The organism is Youngimonas ophiurae (nom. illeg.) (assembly GCF_049803795.1).
GTDB lineage: Bacteria > Pseudomonadota > Alphaproteobacteria > Rhodobacterales > Rhodobacteraceae > Thalassobius.
In genome coordinates this window covers 101,503-119,467 of sequence record NZ_JBNAGJ010000005.1, presented here as the reverse complement: position 1 = coordinate 119,467, position 17,965 = coordinate 101,503, and the positions used below count along the sequence as shown (strand labels likewise).

At 60.8% G+C, this 17,965-nt stretch carries 14 protein-coding genes; 8 read left to right on the top strand and 6 right to left on the bottom strand.

Translation table 11 applies throughout. The features are described from left to right. Window positions 1-6: 6 nt before the first annotated feature. Window positions 7-588, top strand: coding sequence for a VOC family protein (locus ACP15O_RS12360; protein WP_425096409.1), 582 nt, complete (start codon window positions 7-9; stop codon window positions 586-588). Between the two features lie 62 nt (window positions 589-650). Here the strand turns inward: ACP15O_RS12360 and ACP15O_RS12355 are convergent, their stop codons facing one another. The 3 genes from ACP15O_RS12355 to recA form a co-directional block, all read right to left on the bottom strand. After that, window positions 651-938 (bottom strand): DUF1330 domain-containing protein, encoded by a 288-nt coding sequence (locus ACP15O_RS12355; RefSeq protein WP_425096408.1) that lies wholly within the window; start codon window positions 936-938, stop codon window positions 651-653. 1 nt (window position 939) lies between these two features. Next, the gene (gene alaS / locus ACP15O_RS12350) at window positions 940-3,612 is read right to left on the bottom strand and encodes an alanine--tRNA ligase (RefSeq protein ID WP_425096407.1); all 2,673 of its coding nucleotides are present in this window, start codon (window positions 3,610-3,612) and stop codon (window positions 940-942) included. A 153-nt stretch (window positions 3,613-3,765) separates the two neighbouring features. Beyond that, on the bottom strand, window positions 3,766-4,833 hold the full coding sequence (gene recA, locus ACP15O_RS12345; protein ID WP_425096406.1) for a recombinase RecA: 1,068 nt from the start codon (window positions 4,831-4,833) through the stop codon (window positions 3,766-3,768). Between the two features lie 196 nt (window positions 4,834-5,029). Between recA and ACP15O_RS12340 the strand changes: the two genes are divergently transcribed. Next, the gene (locus tag ACP15O_RS12340; RefSeq protein ID WP_425096405.1) at window positions 5,030-5,629 is read left to right on the top strand and encodes a sulfotransferase family protein; all 600 of its coding nucleotides are present in this window, start codon (window positions 5,030-5,032) and stop codon (window positions 5,627-5,629) included. Here ACP15O_RS12340 and ACP15O_RS12335 read toward each other — a convergent pair. The 3 genes from ACP15O_RS12335 to guaB all read right to left on the bottom strand — a co-directional run bounded on the left by ACP15O_RS12335 (window position 5,626) and on the right by guaB (window position 10,683). Further along, a complete protein-coding gene (locus ACP15O_RS12335; protein ID WP_425096404.1) occupies window positions 5,626-7,932 on the bottom strand; it encodes a hybrid sensor histidine kinase/response regulator in 2,307 nt (768 codons plus the stop codon). The two genes, ACP15O_RS12340 and ACP15O_RS12335, sit on opposite strands and share 4 nt — an antisense overlap. 95 nt (window positions 7,933-8,027) lie before the next feature. Continuing rightward, entirely contained in the window at window positions 8,028-9,197 is a 1,170-nt protein-coding gene (locus ACP15O_RS12330) for an RsmB/NOP family class I SAM-dependent RNA methyltransferase (RefSeq protein WP_425096403.1), read from the bottom strand. Window positions 9,198-9,234: 37 nt separating this feature from the next. Next, on the bottom strand, window positions 9,235-10,683 hold the full coding sequence (guaB, locus tag ACP15O_RS12325; RefSeq protein ID WP_425096402.1) for an IMP dehydrogenase: 1,449 nt from the start codon (window positions 10,681-10,683) through the stop codon (window positions 9,235-9,237). A 323-nt stretch (window positions 10,684-11,006) separates the two neighbouring features. Between guaB and speB the strand changes: the two genes are divergently transcribed. The 6 genes from speB (at window position 11,007) to ACP15O_RS12295 (ending at window position 17,942) form a co-directional block, all read left to right on the top strand. Further along, window positions 11,007-11,963 (top strand): agmatinase, encoded by a 957-nt coding sequence (speB, locus tag ACP15O_RS12320; RefSeq protein ID WP_425096401.1) that lies wholly within the window; start codon window positions 11,007-11,009, stop codon window positions 11,961-11,963. A 164-nt stretch (window positions 11,964-12,127) separates the two neighbouring features. Beyond that, entirely contained in the window at window positions 12,128-14,164 is a 2,037-nt protein-coding gene (locus ACP15O_RS12315; RefSeq protein ID WP_425096400.1) for an ASKHA domain-containing protein, read from the top strand. A 78-nt stretch (window positions 14,165-14,242) separates the two neighbouring features. After that, the gene (locus ACP15O_RS12310; protein ID WP_425096399.1) at window positions 14,243-15,454 is read left to right on the top strand and encodes a multidrug effflux MFS transporter; all 1,212 of its coding nucleotides are present in this window, start codon (window positions 14,243-14,245) and stop codon (window positions 15,452-15,454) included. A gap of 99 nt (window positions 15,455-15,553) precedes the next feature. After that, entirely contained in the window at window positions 15,554-16,768 is a 1,215-nt protein-coding gene (locus tag ACP15O_RS12305; RefSeq protein WP_425096398.1) for an NADP-dependent isocitrate dehydrogenase, read from the top strand. Between the two features lie 211 nt (window positions 16,769-16,979). Continuing rightward, on the top strand, window positions 16,980-17,600 hold the full coding sequence (locus tag ACP15O_RS12300; RefSeq protein WP_425096397.1) for a YitT family protein: 621 nt from the start codon (window positions 16,980-16,982) through the stop codon (window positions 17,598-17,600). Between the two features lie 9 nt (window positions 17,601-17,609). Beyond that, window positions 17,610-17,942 carry an SMR family transporter gene (locus ACP15O_RS12295; RefSeq protein WP_425096396.1) on the top strand — a complete coding sequence of 111 codons (333 nt, stop codon included), beginning with the start codon at window positions 17,610-17,612 and terminating at the stop codon, window positions 17,940-17,942. The last annotated feature ends 23 nt before the right edge of the window (window positions 17,943-17,965 follow it).

Genomic DNA, 17,965 nt, shown 5'->3' with positions numbered 1-17,965 from the left:
AAACTCATGCGCAAAATTCAGGCTCAGGGCGTTCACCACATCACGCTGACCGGCGCGGACCGGCAGACCTCGATTGATTTCTGGGAGGGCGTTCTGGGAATGCCCTTCGTGTTCGATCAGCCCAATCTGGACAACCCGGACGAGGGGCATCTGTATTTCGACCCCGGCGATGGGCGGCTGATCACCGTCTTTACCAATGAAACCCGCACCCCCAACCGCCGCCGCACCCCGACCGAGCCGGGCTGTGTGCATCATCTGGCATTCAACGTCAGCCGCGCCAGTTTCACTCAGGTCTCCGAACGGCTGGAGGCCCGCGGGATCGGCCATTCTGGCGTGAAGGACCGCGGCTTTATGGACTCGATCTATTTCAAGGATCCGCTGGGGCTGCTGATCGAACTGGCCTGCTATAAATTCGAGCCCCCCATGGGCTGCACCCATGCGGATGTGATGATCCTGGCCCATAAATTGCGGGTCGAACGCGGCGATTATAACATCCAGGAACTGCACCTGGCCGACGCGATCGAGCAATTGGTCACGGCGCGGCAGGGGTCTTTGTCGGCAGACCGCAGCGCCAAGAACCCTTTCTAACCCTCTGAAAACAAAAGGCCGCACCTGAAGGCGCGGCCCTTATTCCGTCTGACGCCCGGCGATTACTCCGAGGTCTCAACCACCAGCAATTCACGCTCCGAGGCACCACGCGCGTGGCTTAGCGCCTCTTGGTATTCGGGGCTGTGATAGCAGGCCACGGCCGTGTCCACATCGGGGAACCGGGCCACCACATTGCGCGGGCGCTCCTTGCCTTCAAGCTGCACGTAACGCGCCGCGCGGGCGATGAACATGCCGCCGTGTTTGGCAATCGCGGGGCCGGCCAGCTTGGCGTATTTGGCATAGGCCTCTTCATCCGTGACGGTCACATGTGCGATCCAGAGTGCACCCATTCTATCCTCCGATAACTGCTTTGGCCGCGTCGATGGCCTGCTTTGCATTGCTGGCGTCGCGCCCGCCGCCCTGCGCCATGTCCGGACGGCCGCCGCCCCCCTTGCCGCCCAGTTCCGGGGTTGCCGCGCGGACCAGATCCACGGCCGAGACCGTGCCGGTCATGTCCTCGGTGACGCCTGCGGCCACGGCCACCTTGCCATCCGCATCCGCGATCAGCAGCACAGCGCCCGAGCCCAGCCGCGCCTTATGTTCGTCAATCAGCGCCGGCAGATCCTTCCCCGAGACACCCGACAACACCTGCGCCAGGAATTTCACGCCGTTTACCTCTTCGGGCTCGGCCCCGCCGCCCTGACCGGCCCCGCCCGCCATCGCCAGTTCACGGCGCAATTGGGCAACCTCGTTGGTCAGTTGTTTGCGTTCGGACAAAAGCGCCTCGACCCGGTCGGTCAGTTCCGAAGGCTGCGCCTTCAGCGCGCCCAGAACCGCGTTCAGCGTCCTGGCCTGTTCGTTCAGATAGTCCAGCGCGCCCTGCCCGGTCAGCGCCTCGATCCGGCGCACCCCGGCGCTGGAGGCGCTATCGCCCAGGATCACGCACATGCCGATGTCGCCGGTCTGTTTGACATGGGTGCCGCCGCACAGCTCCAACGAATAGGTCTGCCCATCATGCCCCTTGCCGGTGTCGGCGCGGCCCATGGACACCACGCGCACCTCATCGCCGTATTTTTCGCCAAACAGCGCCTGAGCGCCAATCGCGCGGGCGTCATCGGGGGTCATGATGCGGGTTTCAACGGGCGTATTCTGACGGATAAAGGCATTCACGTCTGCGGCTACTTTGGTCAGCTCTTGCTCGGTCAGGGCCTTGGCATGGCTGAAATCAAAGCGCAGACGATCGGGCGCATTCAGCGAGCCGCGCTGCGCCACGTGATCGCCCAGCGTTTCGCGCAGGGCCTCGTGCAGCAGATGCGTGGCCGAGTGGTTCGCCCGAATGGCCGTGCGGCGGGTGTGATTCACCTCCAGCTCGACCGAATCGCCCTTGGTGACAGTGCCACGTTCGACATCCACGCGATGAGCAAACACCTTACCATCCGCAAATTTACGGGTATCGGTGACCGCGGCCACCTCATCCCGGTTTTCAATACGGCGGATCACGCCGGTATCGCCCACCTGACCGCCGGATTCGCCATAAAACGGGGTCTGGTTCACGACGATCCATCCCGTTTGACCCTCGGCAATCGTATCAACCAGCGCGCCATCCACGATCAGAGCCGTGACCTGACCCTCGGCCTTTTCGGTGTCATAGCCCAGGAAATCGGTGGCCCCCACGGCGTCGATCACATCGAACCAGACGGCATTATCCGCCGCCTCACCCGAGCCGGCCCAGGCCGCGCGCGCCTTGGCTTTCTGCTCTTGCATCGCAGTGTCAAAGCCGTCGGTATCCACCGTCAGGCCCTTTTCGCGCAGCGCGTCCTGCGTCAGATCCAGCGGGAAACCGTAAGTGTCATACAGTTTGAACGCGGCCGCGCCGGGCAGCGCGCCGCCCTCTTGCAGGCTGGAGACTTCCTCATCCAGCAGTTTCAGCCCGCGATCCAGGGTCTGCTTGAAGCGGGTTTCCTCCAGCAGCAGAGTTTCCTCGATCATCGCCTGGGCCTGGCGCAATTCGGGATAGGCATCGCCCATCTGCGCGGTCAGCGCGGGCACCAACTGGTGCATGATCGGATCCTTGGCACCCAGCAGATGCGCGTGACGCATGGCCCGGCGCATGATCCGGCGCAGCACATAGCCGCGGCCGTCATTGCTGGGCATCACCCCATCCGCGATCAGGAACGAGGTCGAGCGCAGGTGATCCGCGATCACCCGGTGATGCACGTTCTTATCGCCATAAGGGTCCACGCTGGTGGCCTGGGCCGAGGCCTCGATCAGCGATTTGAACAGGTCCGTGTCATAGTTATCGTGGCTGCCCTGCAACAGCGCACCGATCCGTTCCAGCCCCATGCCGGTGTCGATCGACTGCATGTCCAGATCGACCATCGAGCCGTCCTCGAACTTCTCGTTCTGCATGAAAACGACGTTCCAGATTTCGATGAACCGATCGCCGTCTTCCTCGGGGCTGCCCGGAGGGCCACCCCAGATGTGATCGCCGTGATCATAGAAAATTTCGGTACACGGCCCGCACGGGCCGGTCGGGCCCATCTGCCAGAAGTTATCCGATGTGTCGATCCGGATGATCCGATCCTCGGGCACGCCGACCTTTTTCCAGATCTCAAAGGCCTCATCGTCCGTATGGTAGACCGTGGTCAACAGGCGGCTTTTGTCGATGCCGAATTCCTTGGTGATCAGTTCCCAGGCAAAGGGGATCGCCTCGGGTTTGAAATAGTCCCCAAAGCTGAAATTCCCCAGCATTTCAAAGAACGTATGGTGGCGCGCGGTATAGCCGACATTGTCCAGATCGTTATGCTTACCCCCTGCCCGCACGCATTTTTGCGAGCTCGTCGCGCGAACGTAATCGCGCTTGTCCACCCCGGTAAAACAGTTTTTGAACTGCACCATGCCCGAGTTGGTGAACATCAGCGTCGGGTCATTGCGTGGCACCAGCGGGCTGGAGGGCACAATCGTGTGCCCCTGTTTTTCAAAATAATTCAGGAAGGTCGAGCGGATCTCGTTCAAGCTGGGCATACGTTTCAGGTCTTTCCGGACAAGGCCAAATTCCCCGCAGATTTATCCCCGCTTGCCCCCGGTGTCCACTGCTAGGTGACGCAAAAGGCCGGCCCTGTGCATTGCTTGTGCGTTGCGGGCCGGCCTGTCGGTTTTCTGCGGTGTTTTTGGGGCTCAGGCCTCCAGCACATCCTCGTCTTCCTGGCCCATATCGAAGTCCAGGCCATGCGCCGCGCGGATCTTGTCCTCGATCTCCAGCGCGACATCCGCGTTTTCCCGCAAGAAGCCCTTGGCGTTTTCACGCCCCTGGCCCAGACGTTCGTCATTATAGCTGAACCAGGCGCCCGATTTATCGACCACCCCGGCCTTGACGCCCAGATCCAGCAATTCTCCGGTTTTGGAAATGCCCTCGCCATACATGATGTCGAATTCGACCTGTTTGAACGGCGGCGCGACCTTGTTTTTCACAACTTTCACGCGGGTCTGGTTCCCGACCACCTCATCCCGGTCCTTGATCGCGCCGATGCGGCGGATGTCCAGACGGACAGAGCTGTAGAATTTCAGCGCGTTCCCGCCGGTTGTGGTTTCCGGACTGCCAAACATCACGCCGATTTTCATCCGAATCTGGTTAATAAAGATCACCATGCAATTGCTGCGCGCGATCGAGCCGGTCAGCTTGCGCATTGCCTGGCTCATCAGGCGGGCCTGGACGCCGACATTGCTGTCGCCCATATCGCCTTCTAGTTCGGATTTCGGGGTCAGCGCGGCCACCGAGTCGACGACAACCATGTTCACTGCGCCCGAGCGCACCAGCGTATCAACGATCTCCAGCGCCTGCTCGCCCGTGTCCGGCTGGCTGATCAGCAGCTCATCCAGGTTCACACCCAGCTTTTTGGCATATTGCGGGTCCAGCGCGTGCTCGGCATCGACAAAGGCGCAAATCCCGCCCTTTTTCTGTTCCTCGGCGACGCAATGCAACGTCAGGGTCGTTTTACCCGAGCTTTCAGGGCCGTAAATTTCGATCACCCGCCCCTTCGGCAGGCCGCCAATGCCCAGGGCGATGTCCAAACCCAGCGATCCGGTCGAGGTGGCCTCGATCTCTTGCACGGCATTTTCGCCGCCCAGTTTCATGATCGAGCCCTTGCCGAATTGCCGTTCAATCTGCGCCAGCGCGCTATCCAGCGCCTTTTGCTTATCCGCGTTGCGTTTGCTGTCCATCGAAAGAAGATCTGCCGTTGCCATTGTTTCGATTCCTTATCCCATACCAGACGCCCTGCGGCAATCGCTGCGTTTGTTCACCTGATGTTCCCATACACCTTATGTGTACAAAGTAAGAACATTTCAACATAAATTTTCACAGTTCCAATTTGAGCAAAGAGAGTTAATGATTGATTGACACGCGATATAAAACTCCATTCTGGCATGAGGTATGAGCGCTATGATGATGTTTTGGAAAGAAAAACTTGTATTTTTATCCGTGCCCAAAACCGGCACAACAGCATATCAGACGGCCCTGGCACCCTTTGCGGATATGATCGTAAACAATCCACCCGAGTTGAAACACGCGCCTTTGTATCGCTACAACCGCTTTTTCCGCCCAATGTTCCAGAAGGTAAACGATGTGGAAATGGAAACCCTAGCAGTTGTCCGAGAGCCGATCAGATGGCTGGGCAGTTGGTACCGATATCGGCAACGCCCTTTCATGAAGGGACATCCGAACGCCACGCACGATCTCAGCTTTGATGATTTTGTCGAAGGCTACATGAAGGGAAAACCGCCCGGTTTTGCCAATGTCGGCAGCCAGGCGAAATTCCTTGAGCCGCGCCCGAATGGCACGGCCGTGACCCATCTGTTCCGGTATGAAAATCAAACCGGCCTGAACAGCTTTCTACAAGAGCGTTTGGGCATAGAGTTTCATCTCGAACAAGAAAATGTATCCCCAAAACGCGATCTTCAGCTAAGCCCCGGTATCGAACGCCGGCTGCGCAGGAAAAAGGCCGATGAGTTCGACCTGTGGGAACAGGCCCGCGCCACCTAAGCCAGCTGCGTCTGCACGGTTTCCAGCAGATCGTTCAACGAGAATGGCTTGGGCAAAAACACCGAATTGCCCACCGGATCCGTGCTCTCGTCCAGCGCATCTTCGGCATAGCCTGACACGAACACCACGCGAATATCCGGACGGTTTTCCCGAGCCTGCCGCACCCAGCTTGGGCCATCCATTCCCGGCATGATCACGTCGCTTACAAAGAGATCCACCTGCAATGACGGGTCGGACAGAAGATCCAAGGCCTCTTCTCCGGTGCCGGCCTCGACAACGGTATAACCGCGCATCTTCAGCGCGCGGGACGCAAAGGCGCGTACAGGCGCTTCGTCTTCGACCAGCAATACCACGCCTTCCTCGCGTTTCATGTTCTGGGGCTGGGCAGGTTCCTGCGCCTCGGCCCGTGGGGCCGCCTCTTCTTCTGTCAGAACATGCGCGGGGAACATCAATGAAAAATCCGTGCCTTGCCCATAGACGCTATCGACAAAAATATAGCCGCCGCTCTGTTTGACGATGCCATAGGCCGTCGAGAGCCCAAGGCCCGTCCCCTCGCCCGTGCGTTTCGTGGTGAAGAACGGTTCGAACACCTTCTGCAACTTATCGGACGGTATTCCGCACCCTTCGTCCGAAACGCGCACTGTGACATATTCTCCGGGCGGCACGACCGCGCGATCCCGCGCCAGCGGTGCGTCGAGTCTTTGGCTGCCGGTTTCAATTCTGATCTCGCCGCCATTGGACATCGCATCACGGGCATTCACCACCAGATTCATCAAAACCTGCTCAAGCTGACGCTTGTCCGCACGAATGGGTTTCAGCACCGGATCATGGATCAGGGTGAGTGAGATTTTTTCCCCCACCAGCCGGTTCAGCAAATGCGTCAGATCGGCCAGAGTTTCCCGTAAATCAAGCACTTCGGGGCGAAGCGTCTGCTTGCGTGAGAACGCCAGCAACTGCCCGACCAACGCCGCAGCCCGGTTGGCGTTCTGGGTAATCTGCACAAGATCGGCATAGTCGGAATCGCCCTGATCATGCCGCAGCATCAGCAAATCGCAATGGCCGGAAATCGCGGTCAGAAGATTGTTGAAATCATGCGCGACGCCGCCGGCCAGCTCTCCAATTGCTTGCATTTTCTGGCTTTGCACGAACTGCGCCTCAAGGCTTTTCAGTTCAGTCGCATCATGCAAAATAGCGATCAAAGAGGCCCCTGCCCGGTCCTCTACCTGGCCCAGAGATACCTGCAAAAACAGTTCTTTATCCGAAGATTTCAGACGCAGAAATTCAGATTTCCCCAGGCCGCGCCCCCGGCGTGCATCCTCCAGCCAGTCGCTGATCGGACGGCCCAGACCTTCGAAAACCTTGGGCAAGGTAATGCCGTCCGTACTGCTTAGCCCCAGCAAATCCCGCGCCAGCCGGTTTGACTGCACGATCTCTCCGCCGCTTCCCAACAACAGCACGGCAACGGGCAGACCGTTGAAGGCCGCCCACTCGGCATCTTCGCGCGTCTCAGAGCCGTTGGTGGGCAGGAAAAACACCTCGCGTTTTCCCGTACTGGCCTGAGATTCCACGATAAAACACGGGTAGGTCGCGTCATTGTGGCGCACAGGCACGATACGGCCCGATTGCAGGGGAAGTTCGGAAAACACGTCCTCAAGATTGCGCACGCGGCTTCCGACGAAATTGCGGGCCGCTTCGTTCATCGACAGGATCGCACCGCTGCGCCCAGCGGTCAGCATCGGCAGGTGGGTTGCATTTCCCAGGCGCGAGCGGGTGTCGTGAATCTCTTCGATCCGCCAGGCAAAACTGTTCTGGCCAAGCGCCGTGGCCGCCAGCCGTATATGACCCCGGCGCGTCGAGAGTTCCTCGACCGCGCCGCCGGTATCTTCGGCGCGAATCTGCATCCGGCCCAGCGTGGTGCCCGGATTGGCCAGAATATCCTGCAAAACCGAGGCCAGCGTGCTGCCCTCTTCGGGTTTGAGCCGTTCCTGCGCCGGTTTGTTCACAAATCCGATGCGCCCCAACTCATCCGTGGTGAAACACATTGAGGGATCGTTTGCCAGAAACTCGGCCGCCATCTGCCGGCGCGCCCGTTGCCGTCGCTGCCGCAGCAGATAAACCGCCAGCACAAGCCCCGAGGCCGTCAGCAACCCGACCCCAACCGCCAGCAGCCCCAGCGAAACATAGCGCTGCGCCACGATCCCCCCGGCAAGCACCGCGCCCAGGCCCAATGCCAGCAGAATCGCAACCCGCCCCCGGCCGGTTTGCGGGCGCGCGATAGGTGTGGATTGCGCTGTAAAGCTCATGCCTGTTGATCCGCCATTGATTCTCCGGTTCCGACAATGTCAGCGCGGAACGGTTAATCAGCGCTTAACGCGCACCACTTCTCTCTATGGTTGCGTTACTTTACGCGGCGGGTCAAGCACGCGGCGTAAAACCCGTCGCCTTCCGTGCCCGGCAGCCAATGCTGCGCGCAGGTCAGGCTCCACTCTGGATGCCGGCCCAGAAACCGGGTGATCTGAGCCATGTTTTCTTCGGCCAGAACCGAACAGGTCGCATAGGCCAGCGTCCCGCCTTCGGACACCAGAGGATGCGCCTCTTCCAGAATCGAGGCCTGAATTCCGGTCAATTCCTGCAACCTCTCAGGGGTCAAATCCCACTTGCCTTCGGGGCTGCGGCGCCAGGCACCACTGCCCGAGCACGGCGCGTCGCAAAGCACCAGATCGAAATGAGCTTTGCCCTGCAACTCATTACGATCTAATAGCTTTACCGAAACACCAGCGCGTTCAGATCGCTGGGGCAGATCCTTCAGGCGGCGCATGTTGACGTCATGGGCAAAGAACGCGGCCTGCGCGCGCCCCGCCATCGCCAGCGTCTTACCGCCACCGCCCGCGCAGTAGTCCAGAACGCGCATCCCATCGCGCAGCGGCAGCATGTCCACCACAGCCTGCGAGGCCCCGTCCTGCAATTCGACCAGCCCCGTACGATACGCCTCGGAAGCATTGATCCGCCGGGGCCCTTCGGTCACCAACAGAGCCGTCGGAGACATCTGCGTCACCTGCGCGCGCACCCCGTCCCGAGCCAAGATTTCAATCGCCTGCGCCACCGTGGATTTGCGCAGATTCACCCGCAGCATGACAGGCGCGCGATGCCGGGAAACCTGTGAAACATCAAAGGCTTGATCACCCAGAGAGTCCTGAAAACGCGCAATCAGCCAGTCGGGCAGATCCCAGGCCTCGGCCGCATCGGGCTGCTGGCCGCGCGCCAGTTCTTGGGGGCTGAGCACAGAAGGCGCATGGCCCTGGCCGGTGAAAACCGTCTGGGGGTCCACCCCCGCCGCGCGCAACAGGCCCACCATCAGGCCGCGCCCGTTGAGCGCCCCACCCAAAGCCGCAAAAGAGCGCTTGCACCGCAGGGCCTCGAACACGTGATCGCGAATGGCCGCCCGATCCTTGGACCCGGCAAACCGAGAGCGCCGCGCCCAGGCGGTTAGCGCTTTCTCGGCCGAAGTCCCTGCCAGAATTTGATCCAAGAGCAGGGCCGCCGTGTCAATTCGGGCCTCGGGCGTCATGTATCACCTTAACTTTGCCGCGTAAGCAATTGAAATATCACCCAACGCGATAATTCGGGCTTTCACGGGTGATCTGCACATCATGCACATGGCTTTCAGTCAGACCGGCATTGGTGATCTTCACGAAAGAGCTGTTTTTGCGCATTTCTTCGACAGTTCCATTGCCAGTATAGCCCATCGCCGCGCGCAGCCCACCCACCAGCTGGTGAATGACAGTGTTGGCCGGGCCTTTATAGGGCACCTGGCCTTCGATCCCTTCGGGAACCAGCTTATCGCTGGCCGCGTCCTTCTGGAAATAACGATCGGCCGAGCCCCGCGCCATCGCCCCCAAAGACCCCATCCCGCGATAGGATTTGAACGAGCGACCCTGATACAGGATCACCTCGCCCGGACTTTCATCGGTGCCCGCAATCATCGAGCCAACCATGGCACAAGAGGCCCCCGCCGCAATGGCCTTGGCAAAATCGCCCGAAAACTTGATGCCGCCATCGGCAATCACCGGAGTGTCCCCGGCGGCCTTGGCGCAATCCATGATCGCCGTCAGCTGCGGCACACCCACACCGGCCACCATCCGCGTGGTGCAGATCGAGCCCGGCCCGATCCCCACCTTCACCGCATCGGCACCGGACTCGATCAGAGCGCGGGTTGCCTCGCCCGTGGCGACGTTGCCGGCAATCACCTGGATCTCGTTGGACAGGCTCTTGGCGCGTTTGACGGCCTCCAGCACGCCTTCGGAATGGCCATGTGCGGTGTCCACCACCAGAATATCCACACCGGCATCCACCAGCGCCTCAGAGCGCTCATAGCCCGCCGCGCCCACGCCCGTGGCCGCCGCCACGCGCAGACGGCCCAGCTGATCCTTGCAGGCGGTGGGGTTCAGCACGGCCATTTCCGTGTCTTTCAGCGTCAGCAGGCCGGTCAGCTTGCCCTGGCCGTCATGCACCAGCAGCTTTTCGATGCGGCGCGCCTTCATCAGGCTCTTGGCCTCATCCAGATCGGCGGGCTCGGCCAGCATGGCCAGATCGTTGCTGGTCATCATCTCAGACACGGGCATGTCATCCGAGCTGGCAAACCGCATATCCCGATTGGTCAGGATGCCAACGACAAGACCGTTTTCATCCACCACCGGAAACCCGGTGAAATTGTAACGCTCGACCAGCGCCTTGGCATCCGCCAGAGTCTGGTTCGCGGTCAGCGTTACCGGGTTATAGACGATCCCCGATTCAAACCGCTTGACCCGGCGCACCTCTTGGGCCTGCTCATCCACGGTCAGGTTTTTGTGGATCACGCCCATACCGCCAGCCTGAGCCATCGCGATCGCCATCCGTGCCTCGGTCACGGTATCCATCGCGGAACTGAGCAGCGGAATATTCAATCCAATCGATTTGGTCACCCGCGTGCGCGTATCTGCCGTCGAAGGCAGCACGCTGGATGCGGCAGGAACCAGAAGAACATCATCGAAGGTAAGGGCCTCACGAATTTCCATTTGGGACTCCAGGAAAATGGGGATCGGTGTTGGCACGTCCCTTTCTCATGTATCCGCCCAAAAGAAAAGCCCCAAACGGGATCATGCGTCACCACGCCTTCTAAATGCCTGCCCCTGCTGCACCGACGGGAGATGAGTATTTTCATCAGAAAGAAGCGGCATTCGCGGTCATGAGGGCTCACGCCCGCTCTTAAACTCATAATCTGGTTTCTTTCTGATCCCAAATACTCATTCCCCCCACAACAAATGGCGCAGCGCCAAAGGGATATTGCCCCCAGGGCCAAGCGCGGCCATGCTTGGGCCAGACCAGATGGGGACGACACATGGCACACGGATATGAAAACGGCAGACTGGATCTGCCTTTTGTCGGCATTGCGACCTTCGGCAAACGGCCCTACCAGCCCGATTGGGGCCAGTTGGATGCAGATGTGGCCATCATCGGCGCCCCCTTCGATTTTGGCACGCAATGGCGTTCAGGCGCGCGGTTCGGCCCGCGTGCGGTCCGCGAAGCCTCGACCCTGTTCAGCTTCGGCCATGCCGGTGCCTATGATCACGAAGACGACGCTACCTATCTGCCCGGCTCGGTCCGGATCGTGGATATGGGCGATGCTGATATCGTCCACACCGATACCGAAAAATCCCACGCCAATATCGAAACCGCCGTCCGCGCGGCGCTGGCCGCCAAGGCCCTGCCCGTCACCATCGGTGGTGACCACTCGGTCAACATCCCCTGCATCCGCGCCTTCGACACTCAGGGCCCGTTCCACATCCTGCAAATCGACGCCCACCTGGATTTCGTGGACGAACGCCACGGCGTGCGCCACGGCCATGGCAACCCGATGCGCCGCGCCGCCGAACAGCCCTATGTCACCGGCCTGACCCAGGTTGGCATCCGCAATGTCTCGTCCACCGCCCGCGAAGGCTACGAGGACGCCCGCAAAATGGGTTCGGACATCCTTTCGGTTCGTCAGGCCCGCGCCCTCGGCCCCCAAGCCCTGGCCGCTCGCATCCCGGCCAAATCCCCCGTCTACATCACCCTAGACATTGACGCCTTCTGCCCCTCGATCGCCCCCGGCACCGGCACCCCCAGCCACGGCGGCTTTCTCTATTACGAGGTGCTCGAACTGCTCCAGCAAGTCGCCCAAAACCACCAGATCGTCGGCATCGACCTGGTCGAGGTCGCCCCCGACTATGACCCCACCGGCTCCACCGCGATCCTGGCCGCGCAAATCCTGCTCAACACCCTGGGCTTCATCTTCCACGCCAAAGGCCACCGCTAAGCGCTTCTTTGCTCTGACAATACTCCCGCCGGAGGCACCCGTCCCCTCCCATGCCCCCCAGCCCCGCAATGACGCGCCGCGCGCTGCAAATGCCGTTTCCCGGCTTTCCTTCGCGCGCAGACACCCTATGATCCGCCGCAACGCGAACACCCAAGGCCTGCCTCATGACCGATCCTCTCGTCATCTTCACCCCTTCCGGCAAACGCGGGCGCTTTCCTGTGGGCACTCCGGTTCTGACAGCCGCCCGCCAGCTGGGCGTCGATCTGGATTCGGTCTGCGGCGGGCGGGGCATCTGCTCGAAATGCCAGATCACCCCGTCTTATGGCGAATTCCCCAAACATGGCGTCACCGTGCAGGAAAACGCCCTGTCCGAATGGAACGCGGTCGAGCAGCGCTATGACGACAAACGCGGCCTGGCCAAGGGCCGCCGCCTGGGCTGTCAGGCCACCGTGCAGGGCGATATCGTCATCGACGTGCCCCCCGAATCCCAGGTCCATAAACAGGTGATCCGCAAGGCCGCCAGCGCCCGCGCCATCACCATGGACCCGGCCACGCGGCTGTATTTCGTCGAGGTCGCTCAGCCCGACATGCACGTCCCCACCGGCGATTTCGAACGGCTGAAGGCAGCCCTGCGCGATCAATGGCAGATTGACGATCTGCGCGCCGATCTGTCCATCCTGTCCAAGCTGCAACCCACCCTGCGCAAGGGCAACTGGCAGGTCACCGTTGCCCTGCATCACGATCACACCGGCACAGCCCCCCGCCTGATTGAGGTCTGGCCCGGCCTGCATGACAGCGGTCTTTACGGGCTGGCGATTGATCTGGGCTCGACCACCATCGCCGCGCATCTGTGCGATCTGCAAACCGGCACGGTGATCGCCTCGTCCGGGCTGATGAACCCGCAGATCCGCTTTGGCGAGGATCTGATGAGCCGCGTCTCCTATGCGATGATGAACCCCGGCGGCGATGCAGAAATGACAGCCGCCGTGCGCACCGCGCTGAACGATCTGGCCACCGATCTGTGCAGCGAAGCGCAGATTGATCCTGCCCTGCTGGTCGAGGCCACCTTTGTCTGCAACCCCGTCATGCACCATTTGCTGCTGGGCATTGATCCGGTGGAACTGGGCCAGGCGCCCTTTGCGCTGGCGACCTCGGACAGCCTGTCGCTGCCCGCCGCGCAGCTGGATCTAAGCGCGCTGAACCCGCGTGCGCAGGTCTATGTTCTGCCTTGTATCGCCGGCCATGTGGGGGCCGATGCGGCTGCCGTGTCCCTGTCAGAAGAACCTAATAAATCCAAAGACCTGGCGCTTATTGTTGATGTAGGCACCAATGCGGAAATCCTGCTGGGCAATACGACCCGCGTGCTGGCCTGTTCATCCCCCACGGGCCCCGCGTTCGAAGGCGCGCAGATCAGCTCAGGCCAGCGCGCGGCCCCCGGCGCCATTGAACGGATCGAGATCGACCCCACCACCAAAGAGCCGCGTTTCCGCATCATCGGCGTGGATATGTGGTCGGACGATGCTGGGTTTGCCCAGGCCTCGGCGGCGACGGGCATCACGGGGATTTGCGGGTCGGGCATCATCGAGGCCGTCGCCGAAATGCGCATCGCCGGGCTACTGGATCCTTCGGGGCTGATCGGCTCGGCCGAACAAACCGGCACGCCCCGCTGCATCGCCGAAGGGCGCACCCATGCCTATGTCATCCATGATGGCACGGCCGAGGGCGGCCCGCTGATCACCGTCACCCAGGGCGACATTCGCGCCATCCAGCTGGCCAAATCCGCGCTCTATGCCGGGGCGCGGCTGCTGATGGACGAAATGGGCGTCGATACCGTGGACCGTGTGGTGCTGGCCGGGGCCTTTGGCGCGCATATCAGCCCCAAACACGCGATGGTGCTGGGGATGATCCCCGATGTCCCGCTGGACCGTGTGCAAAGCGCGGGCAACGCCGCCGGCACGGGCGCGCGTATCGCCCTGTGCAACATCGCGGCAAGGGCCGAGATCGAACAGACCGTGCACAAGATCACCAAGATCGAAACCGCGATCGAGCCGCGGTTTCAGGAACATTTCGTCGCCGCCAACGCGATCCCCCATGCCTCTGATCCTTTCCCCGAACTGGCGCGGGTGGTGGCGCTGCCGCAGGTCAGTTTCAACACCAAGTCCGAAGGCTCGGGCGGGCGGCGGCGCAGGCGGCGGGGCTGAGGACAGCACCGTAGCAATCCTGTATGGCCCCGCGCCGCAATCCATGTTAGCGCCCAAGGGTTGCATACAGGAAATCCCATGACCAGCCGCCCCGCTCTGTCCCGCGTTGAATTCGTTGCCCTTCTGGCGACGCTTTTTGCAACGATCGCCTTTTCCATCGATTCGATGCTGCCCGCCCTGCCTCAGATCGCTGCCGAGCTCAGCCCCGAGGATGTGAACCGCGCTCAGCTGATCCTGACCAGCTTTGTTCTGGGCATGGGCGTGGGGACGTTCTTTACCGGGCCGCTGTCAGACACGTTCGGGCGCAAACCGATCATTCTGCTGGGGGCCGGGCTGTATACGCTGGCCGCCGCCGCCGCGTTTTTCGCCCAGGGGCTGGAGCCGATCCTGATCGCGCGTTTCCTGCAAGGGCTGGGCGCCGCCGGGCCGCGCGTGGTGGGGCTGGCGATTGTCCGAGACCTGTATTCCGGGCGTGATATGGCGCGGATCATGTCCTTTGTGATGATGGTGTTCACGCTGATCCCCGCCGTCGCCCCGCTGATGGGCACCGGGATCATTGCGCTGGCCGGATGGCGCGGGATTTTTGCCGCGTTTATCCTGTTTGCGCTGCTCTCGGCGGGGTGGCTGGCGGTGCGGCAGCCTGAATCCCTGCCCCCCGCACAGCGCCGTCCGCTGCGCCTGCCCGTCATCATGGCCGCCATCCAAGAGATGTTCGCCCACCCCACCGTGCGCCTGTCGATCCTGGCGCAGACCCTGGCCTTTGGCAGTCTGTTCATGGCGATCACGCTGATCCACCCGATATTCGACATCACCTTTGGCCGGGCTGACAGCTTTCCTTATTGGTTTGCCGCAATGGCGCTGATGTCTGGCTCGGCCAGCCTGCTGAACGCGGCGCTGGTGATGCGTTTCGGGATGCGCAATCTGGCCAGCATCGCCCTGGGCGCGCAGGCTGTTCTGTCTACCCTGATGAGCCTGGCCTGGCTGTCGGGCCTGCTGGGAGAGGCCGGGTTTTATCTGTTTGTCGCCTGGATGACCTCGGTGTTTTTCCAGACGGGGCTGACGCTGGGCAATCTGAACTCGATCACGATGGAGCCAATGGGCCATATCGCCGGCATGGTGGCCAGTGTGTCGGGCGCGGTGGCGACCGTTCTGGCCGGAGCCATGGCAATCCCCGTCGGGCTGAGCTTTACCAACACGCCCCTGCCCCTGACCGTCGGGGTGGCGCTGACCAGCCTGTCGGCCTTCCTGTGTCTGCTTTATATGCGCCGGGTCGAGCAGCGCCTGAATTAGGGCAATTTGCGGTATACAATTGCATACACTCCCTTGATCCCTGGCCGGTTTTCAGGCACAACACCCCTGTAGCCACGGCAAATCAGAGAGACCCCACCCATGTCGAAGATCAAAGTCGCCAATCCCGTCGTCGAAATGGACGGCGATGAAATGACCCGTATCATCTGGCAGTTCATCAAGGATAAGCTGATCCTGCCCTATCTGGATCTGGATCTGCTCTACTATGATCTGGGCATCGAGGAACGCGACCGCACCGAGGATCAGATCACCATCGACGCGGCCGAGAAAACCAAAGAAGTGGGCGTCGCCGTCAAATGCGCCACGATCACCCCCGATGAACAACGGGTCGAGGAGTTTGGCCTCAAAAAGATGTGGCGCAGCCCCAACGGCACCATCCGCAACATCCTGGGCGGTGTGGTCTTCCGCCAACCGATCATCTGCAAAAACGTCCCGCGCCTGGTCCCCGGCTGGACCTCGCCCATCGTGGTGGGACGCCACGCCTTTGGCGATCAGTATAAAGCGACGGATTTCACCTTTCCCGGCGCCGGCAAGCTGACGATGAAATTCGTCGGCGAGGACGGCACGGTGATCGAACGCGAGGTCTATGACGCGCCCTCGGCCGGGGTCTATCAGGCGATGTATAACCTCGACAGCTCGATCATAGACTTCGCCCGCGCCTCGCTGAACTATGGGCTGGCCTTGGGCTGGCCGGTCTACCTGTCCACGAAAAACACCATCCTCAAGGCCTATGACGGCCGCTTTAAAGACCTGTTCCAGAAAATCTATGAAGAAGAATTCGAAGAGCAGTTCAAAGCCAAAGGCATCTGGTACGAACACCGGCTGATCGACGACATGGTCGCCTGTGCGATGAAATGGAACGGAAAATTCGTCTGGGCCTGTAAAAACTATGACGGAGACGTCCAGTCAGACACCGTTGCACAGGGCTTTGGCTCTTTGGGCCTGATGGCCTCGCAACTCATGACCCCGGACGGCAAAATCGTCGAATCCGAGGCGGCCCACGGCACCGTCACCCGCCACTATCGCCAGCACCAAAAAGGCGAGCAAACCTCGACCAACTCGATCGCCTCGATCTACGCCTGGACCGGAGGGCTGAAACACCGCGCCAAACTGGACGAGAACCCGCAACTTCAGCACTTCGCCGAAACGCTGGAACGCGTCGTCGTGGAAACCGTCGAATCCGGCTACATGACCAAAGACCTGGCGCTCCTGGTCGGCCCCGAACAGGCCTGGCTGACGACCATGGGTTTCCTGGAAAAAATCGACGAAAACCTGAACAAAGCGCTTGTGGGCTGACCCCCTGTAAACGCAAACGCTGCATTTTGCTTCTTCTGCCGCGTTATGAGTATTTGTATCAGAAAGAAACGGGAAACCGCCCCTTGCGAAACTGAGGAGATTGCGCGGCATCTGGCTTCTTTCTGATCAAAATACTCAATGCCGCACCGTCTGAGCCACGCGGCGCGTCTCTGGTCTGGTACTCTCTGGCGCTTTGCGGCATGTATCCGGAATGAATACGCAAAGCATCTCTTCTTCTGTGCAGAAACACGGGCCCCTTGCCGATGTTCAGGGGCTTCTGTTTGGCTCGACAATGGCCGCAGCGGGAATGGTGATTCTGACCCATCTAGGGCTGGTCACCGGCCAGACGGCCGGTCTTGCGGTGCTGCTGTCTTATCTGACCGGCTATGGGTTCGGCGCGGTGTTCTTTGTGGTGAACCTGCCGTTTTACTGGCTCGCGTTTCGGCGCATGGGGTGGCTGTTTACGCTGAAGACCTTTGTGGCGGTGGGACTGTTGTCGGTGATTTCCAGTTTTCTGCCCGATTATTTTCAACTGGGCACGGTGCATCCTGTGGTTGGTGCGATCTTGTTTGGCATGATGTCGGGCGCGGGGCTTTTGGCGTTGTTCCGACATGGGGCCAGTCTGGGCGGTGTCGGCATTCTGGCGCTGTATTTGCAGGACAAGACCGGGTTTCGGGCGGGCTATACGCAGCTATTGTTCGATGTGGGGGTCTTTACCCTGGCGTTTTTCGTGATCGAGACTCCGCTGGTGCTATATTCGCTTCTGGGCGCTTTGGTGGTGAATCTGACCATTGCCGTCAATCATCGCAAGGACTGGTACGTCGCCACCTAAGGAGAGCATATGCAGACCTATCTGATCCTCTTTCTGGCCATCGCTGCGGAAACCATCGGCACCACTGCCTTGCAGGCCAGCCAGCAGTTTTCGCGGCTGTGGCCCTCGGTGCTGGTGGTAGTGGCTTATGGGGTCAGTTTCTGGCTGCTGTCGCTGGCACTGAAGGTTATGCCAGTGGGGATTGTCTATGCGATCTGGAGCGGGCTGGGCATTGTGTTGATCGCCCTGATCGGCTTGGCTGTTTTTGGCCAAAGGCTGGATCTGCCGGCCATTCTGGGCATGGGGCTGATCCTGTGCGGGATTTTGGTAATCCATTTGTTTTCAAACGCTTCGCCCCATTGAAAAAGGCCCCGAAGGGCCTTTGA